Source organism: Microcoleus sp. Pol14D4, from assembly GCF_036701245.1.
Classification (GTDB): Bacteria; Cyanobacteriota; Cyanobacteriia; order Cyanobacteriales; family Microcoleaceae; genus Microcoleus.
Genome location: NZ_JAUBQM010000039.1, coordinates 1 through 22,603, shown reverse-complemented (window position 1 = coordinate 22,603; position 22,603 = coordinate 1). Strand labels below are relative to the sequence as shown.

Here is a 22,603-nt window from a genome sequence, read left to right as displayed (position 1 = left end):
CAGCTCTTCTGTGCGACTAAACCGCACAGGAGACTCCACCCAATAGACGATAAACATCGGAACATCTGGACGTTTTAGTTCCCCAATTAAATAATTTGACAGCTCTGAAGTTTGAATTCAGTTGTACTTAATCGGGTAGCTGAAAAACCCTGATTACGGTCTTGAGTAATTATGATTGCCGCCTCCTCAATTTACGCACATTTACCCTCTGTTTGGTCAGCTTTGAGAATAGCTATATTTTATAGATTTGTGCACGGGCTGCAAGAAAAGATGGACGTATTTATTGCGTATCAAGCCCGTTTGGGACTTATTTGGGCTTAAAATTTGTTTAAGTCCTGTTAAGTTAAAATCAACTAAGAAATACCCAAAGCTGTTTCAGACATCGTAATTAAATTATTTTTAGCAAAATTTTTCTGGTGAATTGGAATATCAATAATAAAGATTGCCCCCTGATTAGGAGATGAAATACAATTGAGCTGGCCCCCGTGTTTATCCACTACAATCTGATGGGAAATTGACAGCCCAATACCAGTACCCTTCCCAATAGGTTTAGTAGTAAAAAATGGCTCAAATAGGTGTTGGCTAATTTCTTCTGTCATACCAGGCCCGTTATCCTTAAAATAAATTAACACTCGATTAGATTCCGTGACCTCAGTGCGAATGAAAATCTGAGAAGGATTAGCTTTCATTTCACTTAACGAGCGCGTCGCATTATAATCATCTATGGCATCAATAGCATTAGCAACAAGATTCATAAACACCTGGTTAAGCTGACCCCCATAACACTCTACCAGAGGCAGGTTGCCGAATTCTTTTATCACCTCAATTGCAGGTCGATCGCCCCTTCCTTTAACACGGTTATGCAAAATTAACAGAGTGCTATCAATACCCTGGTGAATATCCACTGGTTTCATCTCAGATTCATCCAATCGCGAGAAGATTCGCAGCGACTGAACAATTTCGCGAATTCGGTCTACACCTACTTTCATTGAACTCAGCAATTTAGGTAAGTCTTCCACCAAAAAATCTAGTTCTATTTCGTCTATTTTCTGTTCAACTTTTGGACCTGCCTCCGGGAATTCTTGGTGATAAAGATTGACTAGATCGATCAAATTTTGGGTATAATCATGAGCGTAAGAAACATTCCCAAAAATAAAATTAACGGGATTATTGATTTCATGGGCTACACCTGCAACAAGCTGACCTAGAGAAGACATTTTTTCGCTCTGCACAAGTTTAGTCTGAGTGATTTGTAATTCTCGAAAAGCCTTTTCTAAACAATTAGTTTGGCTTCGCAATAAAGCTTCCGATTGTTGCAATTCCGCCTCTGCTTGCAGACGCTCTTGAATCTCCTGTTTGAGCAATTGATTGGATTGCAAAAGTTCAGCCGTCCTTTCCTCCACTCGCCTTTCCAACTCCGATGCCAGCTTCAACAGCGAGGATTCCGCTTCGACACGCTGTTCGATTTCTGCTTGCAAACACACATTTTTCTCTAGGAGTTTTTTCGACAGGTTGCGTAGCTTCATGTGGACATTAACACGAGCTAAAACTTCTTCATGCTGAAGAGGCTTAGTAATATAATCCACCGCACCAAGACTCAAACCTTTAACCTTATCCACCGTGTCAGCAAGAGCAGTCATAAAAATCACGGGAATGTCTCTCGTTAAATCATTCGCTTTCAAACGGCGACAAGTTTCAAACCCATCTATTCCGGGCATGAGCACATCCAACAGGATCAGATCCGGTGGGGCATATTCTACCTTCTGGAGAGCACTTTGCCCATCCCTAGCTACCAATACCTTGAAGCCAAAATCTGCCAAAAAATCGAACAGGACACCTAAATTAGTCCGAGTGTCATCTACGATTAAAATTGTGCTTTGTTCGGGAAGTTCGTTATTCATTATTTGGCAATCCTATATTTCTTAATAAACTCCAAGATTTGTTGTTCTTCAAATCCTTTCACTAACTGGCGTAGATGCGTAGCAAAGGGCCCCCATTGCTCATTGAGTTCTTCTAACTTTTTAGCTTCCTCCCCAATGGCTCGAAGATCGCCCATCATCGCTAAATTGAATAAAACGGCGATTACCTCATCGGGGGGAGCTAAGATTTCAGAACTTAGAGATTTTTTTTCTCCTTCTGCTTTCCTAATCTCTTCCAGATTTTCTTCATAAATCCATTCTAACCCTAAATGAGTACGTAATTTTTCTAAAAGCTCCTCGATGCGTATGGGTTTGGGAATAAAATCATTGCAACCTACCTCGACACTTTGTTGTCGATCAAAATCAAAAACGCTGGCAGAAGTAGCAATCACCACTAACTTAGCCTGATCTAGTGATTTGCGAATCCGGCGCGTTGCTTCTAAGCCACTCATTACGGGCATCATCAAGTCCATTAAAATACAGTCGGGTTTAAACTCGACCACCTTGTTTAAACAGTCCTGACCCTCCGTTGCTTCCAGAATTTCAAATCCTAACGGCTGAAGCATTCCCGCTATGATCGAGCGATTCTGCCACTTATCATCAGCTATGAGAATTTTTCGCTTTCGGCCTTTGAAACCAACGATTGTGTGGGCATTGGCTTTGGCTGCATTAGTAGCCCATTCCGATACCTCTGGCAAATCTAAATCGAACCAGAAAACGCTCCCTTGTCTTAATGTACTATTCACCTTTATTTCACCGCCCATCATCTGGACTAATTGGCGGCTAATTGCCAGTCCCAACCCGGTTCCTTCAACCTTGTGGTGAGTATCTCCTACTTGATGAAAAGGCAAAAATATGTCTTGCAATTGCTCTGGTGCCATACCCACTCCGGTATCTTCCACTTGAAACCGGATTTTGCCCTCCTGATATCCTACTTTGAATACCACCCCACCTTTTTCGGTAAACTTAATCGCATTGCCGAGTAAGTTGATTAAAACTTGCCGCAATCGTTTTTCATCACCCTGGACGGCAATAGGTAGTTGGGTAATGGGCTCGTAAATCAGGGAGATTCCTTTTTGTTCGGCCCGAATATTACAAATTTCAGCGATGCTTTCCAAAAATTGTGAGAAATGGAAATTACTCAAGTGGATTTCCATTTTTCGGGCTTCGATTTTGGACAGGTCTAAAATATCGTTAATCAGGGTTAAGAGGTGATCGCCACACTGACTAATGACGTTCAGACCATCTTTTTGCTGGTCAGCCAAGTTTTTTTGTCGTTTAAGGATTTGCGTGTAACCTAAAATGCCATTAAGTGGCGTTCGGAGTTCGTGGCTCATATTAGCAAGAAACTCACTCTTGGCAGAGTTCGCGGCTTTCGCTAATTCTTCGGCTTTTTGTAAATGGATATTTTTTTCTTGTAACTGTTGCGTTCTTTCTACCACCTTCGCTTCTAAAGTAGCGTTGGCTGCTGCTAAATCGTTATAAAGACGGGCATTTTCAATCGAAATAGCTGCTTGAGAAGATAAAACTTGTAAAACTTCTAAACGGTCGGGAGTAAAAGCACCTGTTGTGAGATTATTTTCTAAGTAAAGAATGCCAGTAAGTTTTCCTTGATGGACGATGGGAGTACATAATACTGACTTGGGTTTTTGGTTGACGATATAAGTATCCGCAGTGAAGGTTCCCTCACAATTCGCATCACTTAATACAACATTTTCCTGAGTTCTGGCAACATAGTTAATCAAAGATATGGGTAGTTGCTGACTGTTTTCCACTGGTATTGTTTGCAGCACTTCTACATCGCTATCTACGCTTCCATAGGCTTCTATTAGTAAAGTTCCCGCTTTTTCTAAGATGAAAATGCCACTTTGAGCGCCCGCATTCTCGATCGCAATTTTCATCAATTTCGCCAACAGCTTACTCAGTACAATTTCACCAGAAAGAGCTTGGGATGCTTTGATCACAGTAGCTAAATCTAGAGCTCCTGCACTTCCTCCACTCGTCGAGGTAGTGATCGTCGTGACCGGGCTACCTTGAATTTCGGGCTTGGCTATCCGGGAAAATATTTGAGGATATCTGGCTTCCAAATCTTTGACTATAGCTTTAGCTCCCCAGCGAATATATGCGTAGCGAGCATCGGTTAAATAAATGCGAGCGATTTTATCTTTAGAACGGGAAAAATAAAAGTCTCCTGCTAATTCGTTGGCTAATGCTTCTTCTTGAATATATCCCTGTTCTTTGGCTCCGGCTATAGCGCGATCGTAATAATCGCTCGCTTCTAAAGGTTGTCCCAAAACCCGCGCTTTTTCTGCTTCTACTAACTCATACTTGTGCTTAAAATTGCACGGGGCATGGAACGCCCAAGTCTTCATTCTTTCTTGGTTAGCTGCTACTACACTTAGATATTTTTCTTTCTCTTGTGGCGAGGCATTTGGATACAGTGCTAGGAGGGAAAGAGAATGGTAGAAGTTGTCGATACTCATGTGCATTAATCCTGCACCCATGCTGGCGTATTTTAATGCTAAATGAGCAATCATCACTGTTTGATTAAACTCTTTAAATAAATAAGATAGCATCATTTTGCCGGCATAATAGGCATAGAGCAAAGTCCCATTGTTAGAAGCTATAATTCCTGGCAGTAGTTCTTCTTCATTAAAGCTTGCACCTCGTAAATGGTATTTCTCTGAGTTTTTGTCCAATAAATTGTCAACTATTTGCTGGTGAACTTTTACAAAAAAAGTATCATATTCTTGTTTGAGCTGAATGGTCATAGCAACATATTTGGCCTGTTCTTGCTCAAGTTTTTGTAGTTCCCCTCCGCTAAATAATAAGTGATTGCAATAATTTGCTATACTGTGACAAGCATATTCTATATCTCCAGTTTCTATACCGATCTGAATTGCATCAACCAAAGATTCTAGGGTTTCCTTAAGCGGATCTTTCCAAAACCTTGCTAGACAATTAAATATACAAACTATTTTGGATTTCAGGGTAATTGCGTTAAATTTTTCTAGTAAATAAATAGCTAAGTTGCCAAATCGATATCCAGTATCTATGTCTCCTAATCCTCCACAGAGTAGCACTCCATACCAAACATAAGCAAAAGCAGATTCAGGCGAATTGCCATACTTAATAGACAAGGCTATTTTTGTATAAAGAATTTGCGGAAACATCGCAGGGTTTACAATAAAAGCTGGTGTTATAATAAGATTTAATATTCGCATAGCTGCGAGTTTATCGGGATCTGTCATTGTCGGCAAGTTAGCTAAGTCATCAACTATCAGTTCTTGAGGTGGTTCTTGCTCTAAGCTAATTCCGAACATTTCCAGAACGGCGAGTCCATTATCTATAGCTGATATTCTCCGATCTTGAGATATCTCTAATTGAATTCTAAGTTCGTAAACCTTGCCTTTTTCCAGAAGAGTTTTTGCTTGTTTCAGGCTGGTCTCAGACAACTTGTGTGATCGCTCATAATTAGTGTTTATATATTCAGTTTCTGCAGCTTCCAGATGGAGGTTTAATGTCAGATCGTATTGACTCTGCCAGCTATCCTCCGCGAGAAGTCCTAAACCCACATTCAAATATTTAACAGCAGACTCATAAGCAGTAGCAGCTTTGGCTTTCTGTCCGGCAATCAGATTGAGTTCTGCCAACTCATATCTTTCTAACTCCAACGTGATTAAATCCGTTCCATAATTTAGTTGGTTAACCAGTGCAAAGATATTTTCTTTTCGTTCTTCAGGGGTTGTGGAATTAAGCAGTAGTTGACCAATTTCTCGGTGAGTTTCTTTTTTTCGATCGTCTGGTATCAGAGAATAAGACGCCTGTTGCACTCGGTCATGCAAAAATTTGTAGGTGACATTAAACTGATCCGTTGAGTTTTCTGTAGATATTTCCGAGTCAAATAGCAGGGGGATTTTGTAGGAATTATTTAGTGGAAGAACGAAACCAGCTTGCAGCGCTTCCCATAAATTCATTGCCGTCTCTGACTGAGATTTTTTATTAGCAATTGCCAAAACATCTAAACTAAATTTATCTCCTATACAGGCAGCTAATTTTAAGACATTCTGCGTCGGGGACGATAGCTTTTGAATTTGGCTGACCATCAATTCGACGACATTATCGCTGATATCAATGTCTTGAAGCAGTTGCATATCCCACTGCCAACAAACTTGATTGAAATCAAAGGAGAGGAGTTTGTCTTGATAAAGGGATTTGAGCAGTTGAGTTAAGAAGAAGGGATTTCCCTGGGTTTTCTTAAAAACTAACTCAGCCAGGGGCAAAACTTCGGAAATGTGACTGCGAAGGGTTTCGCTCACTAATTGGTTGACATGAGATAGCTCCAAAGATTTGAGGATAATATTATTTACTGTTGCCCTGGTATTTTGAATTTGCTCTAATGTATAAATTAACGGATGAGTGGCACTGACTTCATTATCCCGGTAAGCCCCAATTAATAGCAGATATTTACTATCTGGATGGGTCATAATTAGCTGGATAAGCTTGAGGGAAGCCGCATCTGCCCACTGCAAGTCATCCAAAAATATCACTAGGGGGTGTTCGGGTTTACTAAACACCTGTATAAATTTTTGAAACACTCGATTAAATCGGTTTTGAGATTCAGTGGGTCCCAAAGTCGGAACCGCAGGCTGTGGATCAATAATCTTTTCTACTTCGGGAATAACCTCAATAATAATTGACCCATTGGCACCAAATGCTTCGATAATTTTAGTTTTCCAAATTGCTATTTGAGCAGAATTTTCAGTGAGCAGTTGCCGCATCAATCCTTGAAATGCTTGAATTAAAGCAGCATAAGGAATATTCCGCTTAAATTGGTCAAATTTACCCGAAATAAAATACCCTCGTGCTCCGACTATAGGTTTATCAACTTCGTTAACTAAGGAAGATTTGCCGATACCTGAATAACCCGAAACTAGCATCATTTCCGTTGTCCCACCACTGACGCGAGCGAAGGCTTCTAGCAAACTAGCAACTTCTCTTTCCCGTCCATAGAGTTTTTGCGGAATCATAAATTGGCTGTAGGAATCTAGTTGACCTATAATAAAGGGGAAAATCTCTCCAGCAGAAAGCATTTGCTGGCAGGTTTCCAAGTCAATTTTTATTCCGAAAGCACTTTGATATCTATCTTCAGCAGTTTTAGATAATAATTTCATTACAATTTCAGAAACTGCATCCGGGATTTCGGGATTCAGCTTTTGAGGTGGTATAGGTGCTTTAGCTATATGGCAATGAACGAATTCCAGGGGGTCTTTTGCGGAAAAAGGTAGTTTACCTGTCAGCATTTCATAAAATGTAATACCGAGGGAGTAAAAGTCGGTGCGGTAGTCAACTGAGCGGTTCATTCTGCCGGTTTGTTCCGGCGACATATAAGCAAGAGTTCCTTCTAATAAGTTGGGATTGGTGATAGTTTGATTTTCTCGCTCTAAAAGAGAAGCAATGCTAAAGTCAATAATTTTTACTTCTTTTGTCTCTGGATCTATTAATATATTTTGGGGTTTAATGTCTTTATGGATAACATTACTCTGATGGATATCTCCCAGAGTTGTTGCTAACTGAATTCCGATTGTTATAAATGCGTTTATAGCCAATGGTTGATTGTTAAGAAAATCTTTCAAAGATTGACCGCTAAAATTTTCTACTATCAGCGCTAAACCGTTATTATAGTTTTCTAACGCTATGGGCTTAACTATTCCTTCACTGTCTAAATGTCTGAGGATTTTATGTTCGTGTCTTAAGCGGGAAATTTCTTCGATTGTCGGATGCTCGGCTTTGAAGGTTTTGATAATTGCTGAGGTTCGATCAATATCTTTGGTGCCGCGATAAATAATAGTATTTACACTTTCGTAAATCGCTTCACGGAGGTTGTAACCGAAAATAGTAATACTCATGTGCGTAATTTCACTAATAAAAAATTGAAAAGCAGGCGGTATTTTAGTAAGGATACTGATATTTATGACAGAACCGAATTAAAAAAACTATTTTCTATGCACTTTAAAAAAGTATAATCTAAGCTTTTTGAATAATATTTAAATTTTAACAAATCTCAATATGCTTGTTTGATACTTAATATGCGAGAATCTTTAAACTTTATTAAGTATTTAAGTAAAGTCCTGAAAAAATTAACGACAAAATTGCTGAATCTACCGGGTGTGATAGTATAGTATAGCTTGGACACAGAAGAGACGATTATTTTATCGGTTAGAGTAATAAAGAAAAAATTAGGTAGCTCACTATGTAGTCTAACCAATTATTTTCTTTATCAAAATAACGTAGTCTTGCATAGTCAGCACTACCTTATTTTAACAGGAAGAAATGGCTGTACTTGCTTGAAAGTACCGATTTTTGTTATTTTGGTTAAAACTCAACTAAATTTTTATGAAATCAACTACTAGGGCGCTGAAAGAATGGAATGTAGCAGTTAATGCTTTGGAACAAGGTCAAACGATTGTGCTGTTGCGGAAGGGGGGAATTCGCGAGCAAGCAGGACAGTTCAATGTCACTGACAAACAGGTTTTGCTGTATCCAACTTTTGAACACCAACAGCCGGATTTATTAAAGCCGGATTTTGCACATCAAGTCAAGACTGTCGAATCTGGCTGGCATCCTGAAGTTATTAGAATTGGCAGTTGGGCTGAGATTACCGATGTTTTTTTGGTAGCTTGGGAACCGGCAATTACTGCGCTGTTTCCTTACCATATTTGGAATGAAACATTTGTCAGCGATCGCCTGAAATGGAAACAAACTCAGCCAATTTATATTTTATTGCTGCGGGCTTATCGCCTTGCAGAAACCAGAGAAATTCCCTACATTCCTGAATACGGCGGTTGCCGTTCTTGGATCGATTTGGCTGATGCTATTTCGCTGGAGGGAAGCCAAGCTGTTTTGAGCGATCTAGAGTACATGGAACGCTCAAATGAAATCCGCAATCTGATAGCGAATCCTGCGAATGCTTCTGGTTCGTAGAGAGTGACAACGCTGACGGAAGGTAGTCAGGATTTTAGTCCTCATTAAGAGTTTTTAATGTACTTTTTGAGAGGCGCGCTTCTACGAAACCCAACCCAAAATCCGCAGCTAAGGCCATTAAAGCCGCCGGAATTGCCCCAGCCAAAAGTAACTGATTGTTGACGGTAGCAACGCCACGAAAAATAAACACCCCCAAGCCACCCGCGCCAATTGCAGCGGCGATTGTAGCAAGTCCGATCGCAATTACTGCGGCAACTCGCACCCCCGCCAGAATCACGCCCAGCGCCAGGGGAATTTCCACTTGCCATAACAGTTGCATATCAGTCATCCCCATGCCTCTTCCTGCTTCCGTAATCGCTGGATCGACGCCGACAATACCAGTATAAGTATTGCGGATAATTGGCAGTAAAGAATACAGAGTGAGGGCGATAATTGCCGTGCGATCGCCTATTCCACCCACTACCGGCACCGGGATTAGCAAGCCAAACAAAGCTAAACTGGGAATTGTTTGCATAATATTAGCAAATCCCAAAATTGGCTTTTTCAATTTTGGTTTTCTCGTGGCTAAAATTCCCAGGGGAATCCCCACAATAATAGCGATAAAAATTGCAACAGTTACTAAATATAAGTGTTCACTTGCGCGCTGAACTATCTCAGCGCCATAGCGGTTGATAAATTGCATCATGTGGGCATTAGTAATTAGGAATTCGGAATTGTAAATTATGGTATAATCGAATATCTCGTAGGAGTGGGTTCCCCAATATATTTAATTTCCAGCCACCAGCTTCAAAAACCCAGCCATACCCCTAAACGAATGATGCGATCGCACATCATATTATTACCCCGTTCCGGGCAATTGCAAACATTCAAGAAATGCGAGAGCTTCTGGATGCTGAGATTTTAGAAAATCATCGGGCGAACCCAATTCAACCAACCGTCCGTCTTGCATCAAACCAATTCTCGAAGCTAACAAAAAAGCTTCTTGAATGCCGTGAGTCACAAAAATCACAGTTTTGCCGAGTTGCTGCTGCAATTGACCGAATTCCCGCTGTAATTCCAGACGAGTAATCGGGTCTAAAGCACCAAACGGTTCGTCCATTAACAATATCGGAGGGTCAGCCGCTAGTGCTCTAGCGACGCCTACCCGCTGTCGCTGTCCGCCGGATAACTGATGGGGATAGCGTTTGGCGAAGTGCTGGGGGTCGAGGTTGACTAATTCTAACAGTTTGCGGACGCGAGATTGAATACGATCGGCCTCCCAACCTTCTAATTTTGGCACTAAACCGACGTTTTGCTCGACGGTAAAATGGGGAAACAAACCGATTTCTTGAATCACATAGCCAATTTTTCGGCGTAGTTGAATTGGGTTCCACTGAGTTGTCGGTTTTCTCATGACAAGAACTTCGCCGCTGCTTGGCGTTAGTAAATTATTAATCAATTTCATGGTAGTAGTTTTGCCACTACCGCTGCGTCCCAGCAATACTAAAACTTCTCCTTGCAGCACTTTGAAATTGAGTTTTTCTACTAAATGCCTGCGGTTGAGGCGATATGTCACGTCGAGGCATTCGACAGCAACTTCATTATTGAGAGGCATGATTAGTTCCGGTGATTTGGGTTTTCAGGAATTTTAGAACTTACAGACAAGGGGCTAGAAACCCGGTTTTTTTCTTAGATAATTTGCTGCTTAACCCAGGATTTGTTAGAGAAACCGCGTTTATGACCGTAAGTCCTAAAATTCAAATCAGCGAGCATCGGGGGACAATTCCCAATTCCCAATTCTCAAATCTAAAATCTAAAATCGACTTGATTTTGCCATTCTAGCAGTAAGGCTCGACATTGGAGGCAAGTTAATTCTTTGAGCAAGTCGCGAATTCCGTCTGGGGTGAGAGGATATTCAGCACCGATCAGTTCGGCGTTTACTGTTGCTGTAGGGTGCAATTCTGCAACAAAACCGTAGAGTTTTTGATTGGAGAAGGAACTGTTTATTGCCCAGCCGACGGTGTTAATCGGTTCGATGCGGGCGATCGCACTTTCTGTCACGCCTAGTTCTTTCTTGAGTATAGCTGGAACTTCCGCTGCTGGTGTGGCTTCGGCTTCTACGCGACCGCCGGGAAAATCCAGGGTTGCTTCTGCCACGCCGGGGCGATACATCGGTGGGGGAAACAGCAATTTGTCAGCTTGAATGGTCAAAATTACCACTGAATCTGCTCTTTCTACTCGCCAATATTCTACTGTTTTTCCTTCGGTTGTTTCGAGATGTTCGGCGATTAGTTTTACCCAATGAGAGTTGATTTCTATAAAGCGGTCTAGAGTTTTCCACTGGGATTTGGCAGTTTGGTTCATGTCGGAATTTTTGAAATAAATCATATCAATTCCGGTTGCACCGGAATGATGTTGACTGTTCACTGTTGACTGTTGACTGTGAATCGAACAACTGAAAATTGCGCCGAGATAGGTGGCGACTTGTAACAATCATTCATGAATTGCCCTCTAATTTATCATTCCGATGCAGCGGGAAACGATATCAGATGTTGTTTGCTATGGTAGGCGAGCGTTGCCGAGCTGAACAATAGCCGAGCGACCTTTTCAGCTTTGAGCCAGTTTTTTCCTCTCGATTGTAAATTTTTGCTACAACCTTACACATTCGCCTAGATAATTCCGTAACATAGACTACATAATCAAAGTTTATCTGCGCCTTCGCTCTGCGTTGTTTCAACCGCGCCCTGGTGCAGACTCTTAGCTAGACAGGAGTAGTTATGCAACTGCAAACAGATATTCGTACTTGGCAATCCCAATCAACGCCCGGAAGCTTCGCCAGTGTCCGCGACTGGGAAAAATTTGGCTGCGCCGTACCTGCACCCAAATTGGCTCCTTCTATGTGGGTTAAATTGTTCAATCCGCCAACCGCATTCAGCTTTGACGAAGCGTGGCTGTTGTGTGAATGTTCGGAAGAACAGTGGCTAGCTTGGATTCCTGATTATGGCGAAATTTTACTGAGTACACATGAATTTTGCGCTCCTAAATCGTGAATTACGCAGACAAACTTTCATAAACCAGGTGTTAAAATCCATATTCTTCGGGTTCCACGGGATTTTTTGGAAAAAAGCTGGTTTCTGCGTAATTATGTCGTTTGCAGTGAGGAATGCAAGTCCTTAAACTTTGATAAGGGCTTGCATTCCTCACTGCAAACCTCTTATATGATGTCGTTTCAGCCGATCTCATATAAGTCCCAATAGATATTAATTGAAATTTCGCCAACAAAAAGAGCAATAGGTTTTCTATTGCTCTTTTTGTTCAAAAACACTCTCTAGTTTTTATCTTTAAGATAGCGGAAGTTATATCAACTGGCCTCGATTGACCCCAATATCGCTGCGGTGACGGGTTTACTGTATCGATGCTTGCATGGGAGATATTGGTGAACCCGCCCTTACAGCAATTACGGCCAATTTAGCCCCTGTGATATTGCTGGCTTATTTGCAAACTGCACGGTTATTTGCGTTTCTGACAATCGTGCCTACTCTACCATTAATCTGAATCGGGTTTTTAGTGCTGGCTCGAATCAAAAGTGGTTGTTTGGCGAGACATTCTCTGATTGATGCTGCCCAGGCGGTGAGAGCTCCGGTGTATTCTGTACGACCCGCTGGGGCGCGAAACTGATCGGTAATTAGGAAATCCGAGGTGATGCTAGTGTCAGTAGCAACATTGGTAATAATTGGAAAGTCAAAGGCTCTGGGTAATGTTCTGTCCTGGATTCGGCCCGGTAGCAACTGGTAATTCTTCGAGCCACCCTTGTAGTCAATACCTGCTTGAGGGCTTGTGGGAGGGCTTGTTTGAGCCAAGGCGGAAACAGGCAAGCTTGCTACCAAAACGGTGCAGCAACTCCAAAATAATTTCGATTTCATCTGATTCATCTCCTCAACTTTATGACGATTAGCACTAATTTAGGTATGCTCAAAAGACACTAGCTTTTATTGAGAAAGCGCCTGATGATATTGAGCTTTTGAGTTCGAGTTCAACTTACCTAATTTATTACCAAACATCTTCAAAAATGTTAAAACTGGTTTGCCTGACAAACTGTAGAAAAGTTTCAGTTGAGTTAGATATTTACACATCTGAAGTTGTTACAGCATTGGGGAGTCGGTTTTACCAGAATGATTCATTTTTGAGCGATGTCACTGGAACTTTATCAAATTTTGTCTCAGATATCAAGTTTTGCCGATCGCGTATCGCGTTTTAACACTGGTTTGCTGCTCGATCGATGTTTGAGTGTGGCGCCCTATACCAGGGCGAGAAAGATGCTAGAGTGCATCGATGGGCGTTTGAGTATTTTCAGGCGACAATAGACAGAGAAGGGGCTTGAAAATAGGTGATTTTAGTGGAAGATAGTAAATTTATCGACGTATCGGACATCATGGGTGTTCCCGTGGCTCCGGCGGGTTACAAATCCGGCTTTGTGGGTATTGTCGGACGCCCGAATGTCGGAAAATCAACGCTGATGAATCAGTTGGTGGGGCAGAAAATTGCGATTACTTCGCCGGTGTCTCAGACGACGCGTAACAGGCTGCGGGGCATCCTAACGACACCGGAAGCACAAATTATTTTTGTAGATACTCCCGGAATTCACAAGCCGCACCACCAATTGGGCAAGGTTTTGGTGCAGAATGCCCGCACAGCCATTCAGTCGGTGGATGTAGTGCTGTTTGTGGTGGATGGTTCGGTGGAATCGGGAGGGGGCGATCGATATATTATCGAAATTCTCAGCAATATCGGCATTCCGGTGATTTTGGGGATGAATAAGTTGGACGAACAACCGGAGGATTCCGTGTTGATCGATCGAACTTACGAGCAAATTGTCAATCCTGAGTGGCCTGTAGTGAAATTTTCCGCTCTCACGGGCGAGGGTGTCGAGCCGCTGCAAAAATTGTTAATCGAACATTTGGAGGTTGGGCCTTATTATTATCCGCCAGATTTGGTGACTGACCAGCCGGAACGCTTTATTATGGGCGAATTGATTCGGGAACAGATTTTGCTGCTGACGCGGGAAGAAGTGCCGCATTCGGTAGCAATCGCGATCGACATTGTTCAAGAAGAAGCCAAAATTACGCGCATTCTGGCGACAATTCACGTCGAACGGGATTCCCAAAAAGGTATTTTAATCGGTAAAAGCGGCAGTATGCTGAAGTCGATCGGCAGTGCGGCCCGGGAACAGATTCAAAAGTTAATTGAAGGCAAAGTGTATTTGGAATTATTTGTCAAGGTGCAGCCGAAATGGCGACAGTCGCGCACTCGTTTGGCGGAATTGGGCTATCGGGTAGAAGAATAAAACTTTATCTGTTGGCAGTTTCCCTCTCTTAATCCTGATGTGCTCAGAAGCAGAGTTGAGAACTTCATCGAAACCACCAAGGAGGAGTGTATGTCGTTAACAGGTATAGCCAAGGAAACATTACAGATTCTAGAAAAAGGCGAGTTCATTTCAAAGTACGGCCATGTTATTAATTTTGCTACCGAGCAGAAGCTGGCAGAGAAAAATACTAAGTTGTATCGACCCGAAGAAGTTGAAAATTTATTGCAAAATACGCAATGTGATGCGAAACAGAGTCTTTTAGTGGAAGTTACCGATGAGACCACTCAAGTAGCCGCCTACCGTTTGGTAAAAGGTGAAGGTTGCCGCGATCTCGTGCTCCTAAACTATGCCTCCGCTCGAAATCCTGGCGGCGGATTTATTAATGGTGCAAAAGCACAAGAAGAAGATTTGGCTCGCTGTTCCGGGTTATATCCCTGTCAATTGACACAACCCGAGTATTATGAAGCAAACCGATCGCAAGATTCTCTTCTTTACACCGATTACCTGATTTATTCTCCAAAAGTTCCTTGGTTTAGAATCCGCAGTCGTGAATTGCTCGATGATTATTTTTTAGCATCTGTTATTACTGCGCCCGCACCAAATGCAGGTCAAGTATTGCGTCGCGATCCCAATGCGCTTCCCGATATTGAAAAAGCATTGCGGCGACGTGCTGGATATGTACTTGCGGTGGCACAAGATAATGGACATCGATCGTTGTTACTCGGTGCGTGGGGGTGTGGCGTGTTTTGCAACGATGCCAGTATGGTAGCAGATGCTTTTGGTCAGTGGCTTGAGAGTCCGCGATTTCATGGATGTTTCGATCGTGTAGTTTTTGGTATATACGATTCGGCTAAGAGTAAGGATACATTGAAGGCATTTAAAAATAGATTTAAGTAAAAGTATTGCATTCTCAGCCTCGCTGTCGTCAATGCCTCTAACAATCCCAACGCACGCCGACTTTCTGGAGGTCATCGGCTGGAGTTTGAGGTAGTCTTTAGCAGGCGATTGGGAGCGTTATCTCGCAAACACTGCCTGACCTTGGAGATGATTCGGAAGCTCGATCGAGAGCTTTACCTACAGAAAATTGGTAGAATAAATAGATACGCTTCGCTCGCGCACCCATGCAACAAGCTAGTATATCCAATCTTTTCACCAAACATCAAACTAGGAGATTCTCAAAAATTCCAACTATGAACTACCGAAACCACATCACGATCGAAGCAAATAAACGCGGTGGTAAGCCTTGTGTGCGCGGCTTGCGAATTACGGTTTATGAAGTGCTTGAGTACCTGGCTTCGGAGATGACCGAAGCCGAAATTCAAGGGCGATTTTCCCGATTTGACGCGAGAAGATTTAAAAGCCTGCATTGCTTATGCTGCTGACCGCGAGCGTCGGTTTATGACCGAAAGCATCCAGGATACAAGCCCCCGAATTTATCCGTGGGGTCAAGGCTTCAATCTAAAATCTAAAATCTAAAATCTAAAATCGATTGACCGCGACCTTATCCGCATGAAATTACTTTTTGATGAAAATTTGTCGCCCGAGTTGCCGAACCGTTTGAGCGATATTTTCCCAAATTCGCTTCACGTTCGAGATGTGGGGATGAAAGCAACGATCGACCCAATAGTTTGGGATTATGCAAAAGATATGACTGAGCGCACAAGAGTGCAAACCCAGTCAGCCTGGGAACCCTAGCAATAGGGATATTTTGACAGAAATGTCTTAAGAATCCCCGTACTTTCAGGTCGAGGAGTGTCAAAGGATTTCTACATACCCTTCTGTTCCATGTACGCGAATTCGTTGCCCATCTTCGATCAGTTTGGTGGCATTTTCTACTCCGACAACTGCCGGTAAGCCATATTCACGTGCGATAACTGCTCCATGGGTCATCAGTCCACCAACTTCGGTGACTAGACCTTTTATGGATACAAATAATGGTGTCCAGCTAGGGTCAGTAAACGAGGTGACTAATATATCTCCATCTTCTAGATCCGCGTCTTCCATCTTTAGGATGACACGTGCTCGTCCCTCTATAACTCCGGAAGAAACAGCCAGGCCTACAATAGCTTCAGCCGGGAGATTTTCTCGTTTGTACGCACCGGCAATCATTTCACCATCAGAAGTGAGAACACGTGGGGGAGTTAGTTTTTCAAATGATCTGTACTCGTCTTTTCGTTTGCTGACGATCTGGTAATCCAGTTTATTTGTGCGTACAACTTCGTGCAGTTCTTCAAAAGTGAGGTAGTAAATATCCTCTCTTTCATGAATAACGTTGGCTTGTACGAGTTGTTCGGCTTCTTTCAGCAACGCCTGCTTATAAACGAAGTAGCGATTAACGATGCCGTATTTTGGATATTCACGATAGCCTGCGAAATTCCGGACTAGGCCGATCATCCGCTTTGTTTCTTTGGCTTTTTGTTCACCATCCGGTAATTGCTTCAATCGTTCTAACAACTCTTGTTCTTTGTTCAAAGCCGCCTGTCGCCCCTGCTCAAATTTCCGCTTGCCGGCACCAGGCTCAAAGTTTTTGATGTTACTAAGGATTATGGGAAAAAGTGTCGTAGGTTTTTCGCTCCAACGAGTTCTAGTAATATCGATTTCTCCGGCACATCGCATTCCGTATTTGTTGAGAAAAGCATAGATGGCGTCCTGGGCTTCCTGTCCACCATCAAGCTTAACCAGCTCATACAAAAAGCTATCGTCTTTTATATGTTGCAAGTAATTGATTACTTCTGGATACGGGCGAATCACATCTGCAACATCCAACAACTCCAGACCCATTTCCGAAGTAATATTGTTGGATACGGATTGAGAAAGCGTGTCTGCTACGTTCTTTTCACCTAACCACTCCATCATTTTCTCATTGATCCAGGAGGAAGCATTCATACCAGTCATAAGCACACCAAAACTCTGTGAATCAGAGTTGGTCTTCTTTAATTGCTGGATATCTTCCAGGATAAAATCAAACAGATCCGATCCTGATTTCGTTTGGATGGTTTGTTTTAACGCTTCGATCGAGGTTTGACTCTGTTGAATCAAATCAGCAACAATCGCCGGATCGTAGTCGTTTAGGGTTTGAAAATCAGCAGGCGATCGACCTTTACTGCTTTTGCCGAGACTCCGATCGTCGGGTAACGATTTTATAAAATCTCCCCGCTCTATGATGGTTGTAAGTGCGTCTTTCATGAGCGGATCGGATTTTCCCAATGTGACGTTTAATACAGTTTCTCTGCCGACAGGTGAAGCCAGCGTCGCTGTAATATCAACAAATAACCTTCCACCAGCAGTGTGCATGGGTGCATGGGTCGTTAACAGGAAAAAAGACAATCCCAATGGTTTCATGGCATCGGTCATCATTTGGTTGTGACCGACAGAAACAAAGACGCGGTTTTCCCGATCGTTCGCTTCAGGGATGGGGTATAAAGTAGTGATTGGCCGACTCTGGACAATATAAAATGTATCATCAACCAAACACAATTCGATGTCCTGGGGGCTGCCGAAATGTTCTTCGATCTTTCTGCCCGTGCGCTCAAGCTGTACAATCTGCTCATCCGTCAGCGCTTGCCTATTCTGTCTCTCAGGCTCAATTTCCTGTTCTTTCGTACCGCCATCTTTTAAGGCATAAACAGCCAGTTTCTTGGTAGATATTTTCTTATCGACAATCGTGCCGTTACACACTTTATAGTTATCGGCATTCACCAGGCCGGAGACCAAGGCCTCGCCAAGTCCGAAGCTGGCATCAATGGATAACACTTTTCTATTAGAAGTGACGGGATCGGCAGTAAACAAAATTCCTGCCACCTGCGGGAAGACCATCTTCTGAACAACCACAGACAGGTGGACTTTACGGTGGTCGAAGCCGTTTTGAAGGCGGTAAATTACTGCTCTCTCGGTAAATAGCGATGCCCAGCACTTGCTGATATGCTGATAGATTGCCTCCTTTCCGATAATGTTCAAATACGTATCCTGCTGGCCTGCAAAAGAGGCCGTCGGTAAATCCTCAGCAGTTGCGCTGGATCGTACTGCATAGGCATTTTTTTCATCAAGCCTGGAGAGGAGGCGGGCGATCTCTTGATTAATGTCTTGAGGAATGGCTATCCCTTCGATGACCCTACGAATCTCACCGCTAAGTTCACCGATTTTATCCCGGTCTTCCACTTTTAGAAGGGATAAGCGATCGAGTAATTCGTTAATCGACGGCGTTTCCCGAATGATTCTTTTAAAGGCTTCAGTAGAAATACAGTAGCCATCCGGTACGCGGATTCCTTCAATCTTGGAAAGTTCCCCCAGGTTTGCGCCTTTACCCCCAACAAGCATGATTTTTGTTTTGTCTATGTCCTGAAAACCAAGCACATAGGAACTCATATATTTACCTCCTGTGGCAATTCCTTCTTTGATAATTTTGATGACATCCTTCGGGCTAAAATGATTTACCGGAGTATTGTACTTGAACTCGACTTTAGCAAATCAGAAAGAGGATGCGAGCAGTTGAATCAACTGTTCGCGTTCTGCATCAAGCAATAAAACCGGAGTGGGGTTGAGAACAGGTCGGGAAGTCGAAATCGCCCCCTGGCCCAACAACAATAGAACGCGATTCCAACAACAGTAAAGTAAACTGAAAGCAGTCCCATTCGCCCCAGTTGACCTATGCCGCGTTGGTTCAATACTGCCGGCCCTTGCCGCGATGACATCCACTATCTGCTTCCTGCCACCCGTCGCCTCCGGAATTTAGAGCGACTGATTGCTCAGGAGAACTATTTTGTCATGCATGCACCCCGGCAAGTGGGAAAAACCACTGCTATGCTAGCGTTAGCTAAACAACTCACCGAAAGCGGACAATACACCGCCGTGATGCTGTCAGTTGAAGTGGGCGCACCCTTCAGTCAAGACATCGCGGGTGCAGAAGAGGCTATTTTGGGGGCTTGGCGAGATAACATTTCCGTCCGTCTCCCACTCGAACTGCAACCGCCTGACTGGACAGCGATGCAATCGGGACAGAAAATTCGGGCTGCTTTACAAGCTTGGGCACAAGTTTCATCTCGTCCTTTGGTCATTTTTATCGACGAAATTGACGCACTACAAGACCAAGCGTTGATTTCTATTCTGCGGCAATTACGCGATGGTTATCCCAATCGCCCGAAAGCGTTTCCGCAATCGGTGGGTTTAATTGGTTTGCGGGATGTTCGCGATTACAAAGTGGCTGCGGGGGGAAGCGATCGACTCAATACATCCAGTCCGTTTAATATTAAAGTGCGATCGATTACTCTGAGAGATTTTAATGCCTCAGAAGTCGCGGAACTCTACGCGCAACATACCCAAGATACCGGACAAGTTTTTACACCTGAAGCCGTAGCCTTAGCTTTTGAACTGACTCAGGGACAACCTTGGTTAGTGAATGCTTTAGCTAAGGAAATTGTAGAAGAATTAGTAACGGATGAATCTATAGAAATTACACCCGAACATATTTGGGCAGCCAAAGAAATTTTAATCAAACGACAAGATACGCATTTAGATAGTTTGGCAGAACGACTGCGAGAAAACCGAGTTAAAGCCATTATTGAGCCGATGCTAGCCGGACGAGAATTGCCAGAGTCTTCTAATGACGATCGCCAATACCTCGTAGATTTGGGCTTGCTCAAACGAGATCCAGCCGGGGGTTTAGTCATCGCCAATCCGATTTATCGAGAAGTGTTGCCGCGAGTTTTGGCGCAAGGGCCGCAAGATAGTTTACCGATTATCCGTCCGAGTTGGTTGAACGATCGCGGCGAACTGATTCCTGATGCACTCCTTCAAGCGTTTCTCGCATTTTGGCTACAGCATGGCGAACCGTTACTCAAAAGTGCTTCTTATCCCGAAATTGCACCGCATTTAGTGTTGATGGCGTTTCTGCATCGGGTGATTAATGGTGGGGGAACATTGGAGCGGGAATATGCGATTGGACGCGACAGAATGGATTTATGTTTGCGTTATGGTCAGGTAACATTGGGAATTGAACTGAAGGTTTGGCGAACTCGGAAAGTCGATCCGTTGAGTAAAGGGTTGGAACAGTTAGATGGATATTTGGCTCGATTGGGACAAGATGAAGGGTGGTTGGTGATATTCGATCGTCGCGAGAATGCACCGGAGTTAGAAGAACGACTGAAAACTGAAATTCAGACTACCCCGATGGGTCGGTTAATTACAGTGATTCGTGCGTGAAGAAGTTGTGATGAATGTCTCGATTTTTCCGATCGCCGAAAGTGTGCTATCGACTCTCATCTAAAATATAATAAAGAAGGGGTTGACATACACTATCGAGCTGCGGTATTACTCGATTATATCCAGTATTATACCGCAACTGCAATACAATTATTCGATCCCGCACCCATGTAACAAGCTAGTATATCTAATCTTTTCGCCAAACCTCAAACGAGGAGATTCTCAAAAATTCCAACTATGAACTACCGAAACCACATCACGATCGAAGCAAATAAACGCGGTGGTAAGCCTTGTGTACGCGGCTTGCGAATTACGGTTTATGAAGTGCTTGAGTACCTGGCTTCCGAGATGACCGAAGCAGAAATTCAAGGGCGATTTTCCCGATTTGACGCGAGAAGATTTAAAAGCTTGCATTGCTTATGCTGCTGACCGCGAGCGTCGGTTTATGACCGATCCCTTATCGGCATGAAATTACTGTTTGATGAAAACTTGTCGCCCAAGTTGCCGAATCGTTTGAGCGATATTTTTCCAAATTCGCTTCACGTTCGAGATGTGGGAATGAAAGCAACGATCGACCCAATAGTTTGGGATTATGCCAAAGACAATAATTTGATGATTGTCTCGAAAGACGCAGATATGCACGACCTGAGCTTAGTATTTGGGAATCCACCGAAAGTTATTTGGCTTTTCCTTGGAAACTGTTCGACATTGCAAGTTAAAAATTTGCTACGTCGGCATTTTAACGCGATCGAATTATTTTATGAAGACGAGAATTTATCGCTGCTTGCTTTATCATAATGCACCGATGGCTTTGGGCCTATTTCCACGTTTTTTACAAAGGGAGACAACAGAATGGCGATCGGCGCGAGAATGCACCGGAGTAGGAATAACGGTTGAATACTGAAATTCAGACAACGAATATGGGGCGATCAATTACAGTGATTCGTGCGTGAAGAAGTTCTGATGAATGTCTTGATTTTTCCGATCGCCGAGAGTGTTCGATCGACTCTCATCTAAAATATAATAAAGATAACTTTTTTCAGTGCGACGGCTTAAGTGATTGAGTCGAATCGTGCGGCGAACTCGATCGAGGAAAGGAGATTCTGATGGGAGTAAGAAGGGGTTGACATACATCCTTGAGCTGCGGTATAATTCGACTATATCCAGTATTGTACCGCAACTGCAATACAATTATAAGTTAGACTAGAACGCCACCATGGACAATATTCCAGACACGTATATTGATTTAATGGCTATAGTTAGGGAAAGATTAGATACAATCAATAAGATTAAAATACTGGGCAAAGAAAGTTTTTATTTGTCAGAAACTGTTGCACTTCACGGAAGAAAGATAATTGAAGCTATTGCATTTTCCTGCTTGTTAGCGGTTGACAATAGTCTTAAAGCAATTCCTAGAGAGGCGAAAGGTCAGTATAATGCAGAAAAAATTTTCAAAACCTTAAGGAATAAAGGGATAAATGCTTTACAAAATCCCTCAATCATCAGGCAAGCCAGTGAAGAAGAGAAAAATCAACATAATGTAAATATAGTGATAGAAGGTATTCCTTCCAAATGCCTAACATATGACGATCTCATTAGTATTTATCAAAATCTGCACAATTGGTTGCATGAGTTAAATCCCTATACTAAAAAGGGCCACACTGAATTTAATAATACAAATCGTGTGCAACTATGGAACGATATATCCAGGCTAGAAGGTATGGTTGAGCATCATGCCATGACCGTGAGAGGTATTGGTTTTTATTGTACTTTGCGCGATAAAGATACTAGGGATACCAAAATGATAGCTATAGCCTTTCTCACAAAGATGAGGTATGATGTTACTGACACTCATTCATGAGGGTCAAACAGAGAACACACGATCGAATGAACTATAATTATATGGTTCAGTAAAGCCACGCGAAAGCGATAGCACACATAATAGCATTTTTCTGACAGCACGATCTGGTTGACTTACAACACGTTTACTTGTACTCCTCTTCATACATTGTTAAAAATGAAAACTTATTCGATTGATTTTAGGCAAAAAATTCTTGATACTTATCATACTGAACCGATTTCACAAAAAGCAATAGCTAAGCGTTTTTCTGTAGCCCTCAGCTTTGTACAAAAATTGCTTAAACAATATCGTGAAACA

Annotated in this window: 16 protein-coding genes and 2 pseudogenes; 10 read left to right on the top strand and 8 right to left on the bottom strand. The window is 42.7% G+C overall.

Features of this window, described 5'->3' with window-relative positions; genetic code table 11:
* Window positions 1-353: 353 nt before the first annotated feature.
* Both QUA33_RS15525 and QUA33_RS15520 read right to left on the bottom strand, forming a co-directional pair.
* Window positions 354-1,901 (bottom strand): response regulator, encoded by a 1,548-nt coding sequence (locus QUA33_RS15525; RefSeq protein WP_333149338.1) that lies wholly within the window; start codon window positions 1,899-1,901, stop codon window positions 354-356.
* Window positions 1,901-7,828, bottom strand: a complete 5,928-nt coding sequence (locus tag QUA33_RS15520; protein ID WP_333149337.1) for an AAA family ATPase — start codon at window positions 7,826-7,828, stop codon at window positions 1,901-1,903. The genes QUA33_RS15525 and QUA33_RS15520 overlap by 1 nt, the downstream gene beginning before the upstream one ends.
* 487 nt (window positions 7,829-8,315) lie before the next feature.
* On the opposite strand from QUA33_RS15520, the gene QUA33_RS15515 reads away from it, so the two are divergent.
* Window positions 8,316-8,903 (top strand): DUF1802 family protein, encoded by a 588-nt coding sequence (locus tag QUA33_RS15515; RefSeq protein ID WP_333149336.1) that lies wholly within the window; start codon window positions 8,316-8,318, stop codon window positions 8,901-8,903.
* A gap of 34 nt (window positions 8,904-8,937) precedes the next feature.
* Here QUA33_RS15515 and QUA33_RS15510 read toward each other — a convergent pair whose 3' ends face one another.
* The 3 genes from QUA33_RS15510 to QUA33_RS15500 form a co-directional block, all read right to left on the bottom strand.
* On the bottom strand, window positions 8,938-9,588 hold the full coding sequence (locus QUA33_RS15510; protein ID WP_333149335.1) for an ABC transporter permease: 651 nt from the start codon (window positions 9,586-9,588) through the stop codon (window positions 8,938-8,940).
* A 153-nt stretch (window positions 9,589-9,741) separates the two neighbouring features.
* On the bottom strand, window positions 9,742-10,497 hold the full coding sequence (locus tag QUA33_RS15505) for an ATP-binding cassette domain-containing protein (RefSeq protein WP_333149334.1): 756 nt from the start codon (window positions 10,495-10,497) through the stop codon (window positions 9,742-9,744).
* A gap of 191 nt (window positions 10,498-10,688) precedes the next feature.
* Window positions 10,689-11,270 (bottom strand): NUDIX hydrolase, encoded by a 582-nt coding sequence (locus tag QUA33_RS15500; RefSeq protein WP_333149332.1) that lies wholly within the window; start codon window positions 11,268-11,270, stop codon window positions 10,689-10,691.
* Window positions 11,271-11,659: 389 nt separating this feature from the next.
* Here QUA33_RS15500 and QUA33_RS15495 point away from each other — a divergent pair, with 389 nt between their 5' ends.
* The gene (locus tag QUA33_RS15495; protein WP_333149331.1) at window positions 11,660-11,932 is read left to right on the top strand and encodes a hypothetical protein; all 273 of its coding nucleotides are present in this window, start codon (window positions 11,660-11,662) and stop codon (window positions 11,930-11,932) included.
* Between the two features lie 441 nt (window positions 11,933-12,373).
* Here QUA33_RS15495 and QUA33_RS15490 read toward each other — a convergent pair whose 3' ends face one another.
* Window positions 12,374-12,805 (bottom strand): hypothetical protein, encoded by a 432-nt coding sequence (locus QUA33_RS15490; protein WP_333149330.1) that lies wholly within the window; start codon window positions 12,803-12,805, stop codon window positions 12,374-12,376.
* A gap of 509 nt (window positions 12,806-13,314) precedes the next feature.
* On the opposite strand from QUA33_RS15490, the gene era reads away from it, so the two are divergent.
* The 4 genes and pseudogenes from era to QUA33_RS15470 all read left to right on the top strand — a co-directional run bounded on the left by era (window position 13,315) and on the right by QUA33_RS15470 (window position 15,942).
* On the top strand, window positions 13,315-14,226 hold the full coding sequence (era, locus tag QUA33_RS15485) for a GTPase Era (protein WP_333149362.1): 912 nt from the start codon (window positions 13,315-13,317) through the stop codon (window positions 14,224-14,226).
* A 90-nt stretch (window positions 14,227-14,316) separates the two neighbouring features.
* On the top strand, window positions 14,317-15,144 hold the full coding sequence (locus QUA33_RS15480) for a TIGR02452 family protein (protein ID WP_333149329.1): 828 nt from the start codon (window positions 14,317-14,319) through the stop codon (window positions 15,142-15,144).
* Between the two features lie 293 nt (window positions 15,145-15,437).
* Window positions 15,438-15,723: pseudogene (locus QUA33_RS15475) on the top strand (DUF433 domain-containing protein).
* A 33-nt stretch (window positions 15,724-15,756) separates the two neighbouring features.
* A complete protein-coding gene (locus QUA33_RS15470; RefSeq protein ID WP_333149328.1) occupies window positions 15,757-15,942 on the top strand; it encodes a DUF5615 family PIN-like protein in 186 nt (61 codons plus the stop codon).
* Between the two features lie 60 nt (window positions 15,943-16,002).
* On the opposite strand, the gene ppsA is transcribed toward QUA33_RS15470, so the two are convergent.
* Window positions 16,003-18,612, bottom strand: coding sequence for a phosphoenolpyruvate synthase (gene ppsA / locus QUA33_RS15465; protein WP_333149327.1), 2,610 nt, complete (start codon window positions 18,610-18,612; stop codon window positions 16,003-16,005).
* 282 nt (window positions 18,613-18,894) lie between these two features.
* Between ppsA and QUA33_RS15460 the strand changes: the two genes are divergently transcribed.
* From QUA33_RS15460 to QUA33_RS15450, 3 genes and pseudogenes are all read left to right on the top strand, one after another.
* On the top strand, window positions 18,895-20,445 hold the full coding sequence (locus QUA33_RS15460) for an AAA-like domain-containing protein (protein WP_333149326.1): 1,551 nt from the start codon (window positions 18,895-18,897) through the stop codon (window positions 20,443-20,445).
* A gap of 237 nt (window positions 20,446-20,682) precedes the next feature.
* Window positions 20,683-20,914 (top strand): annotated as a pseudogene (locus QUA33_RS15455) (DUF433 domain-containing protein).
* Window positions 20,911-21,243, top strand: a complete 333-nt coding sequence (locus tag QUA33_RS15450; protein WP_333149325.1) for a DUF5615 family PIN-like protein — start codon at window positions 20,911-20,913, stop codon at window positions 21,241-21,243. Before QUA33_RS15455 ends, QUA33_RS15450 begins: the two are co-directional and overlap by 4 nt.
* A gap of 135 nt (window positions 21,244-21,378) precedes the next feature.
* On the opposite strand, the gene QUA33_RS15445 is transcribed toward QUA33_RS15450, so the two are convergent.
* The gene (locus QUA33_RS15445) at window positions 21,379-21,579 is read right to left on the bottom strand and encodes a hypothetical protein (protein WP_333149324.1); all 201 of its coding nucleotides are present in this window, start codon (window positions 21,577-21,579) and stop codon (window positions 21,379-21,381) included.
* An 82-nt stretch (window positions 21,580-21,661) separates the two neighbouring features.
* On the opposite strand from QUA33_RS15445, the gene QUA33_RS15440 reads away from it, so the two are divergent.
* Window positions 21,662-22,306, top strand: coding sequence for a hypothetical protein (locus tag QUA33_RS15440; RefSeq protein ID WP_333149323.1), 645 nt, complete (start codon window positions 21,662-21,664; stop codon window positions 22,304-22,306).
* Window positions 22,307-22,603: the final 297 nt, after the last annotated feature.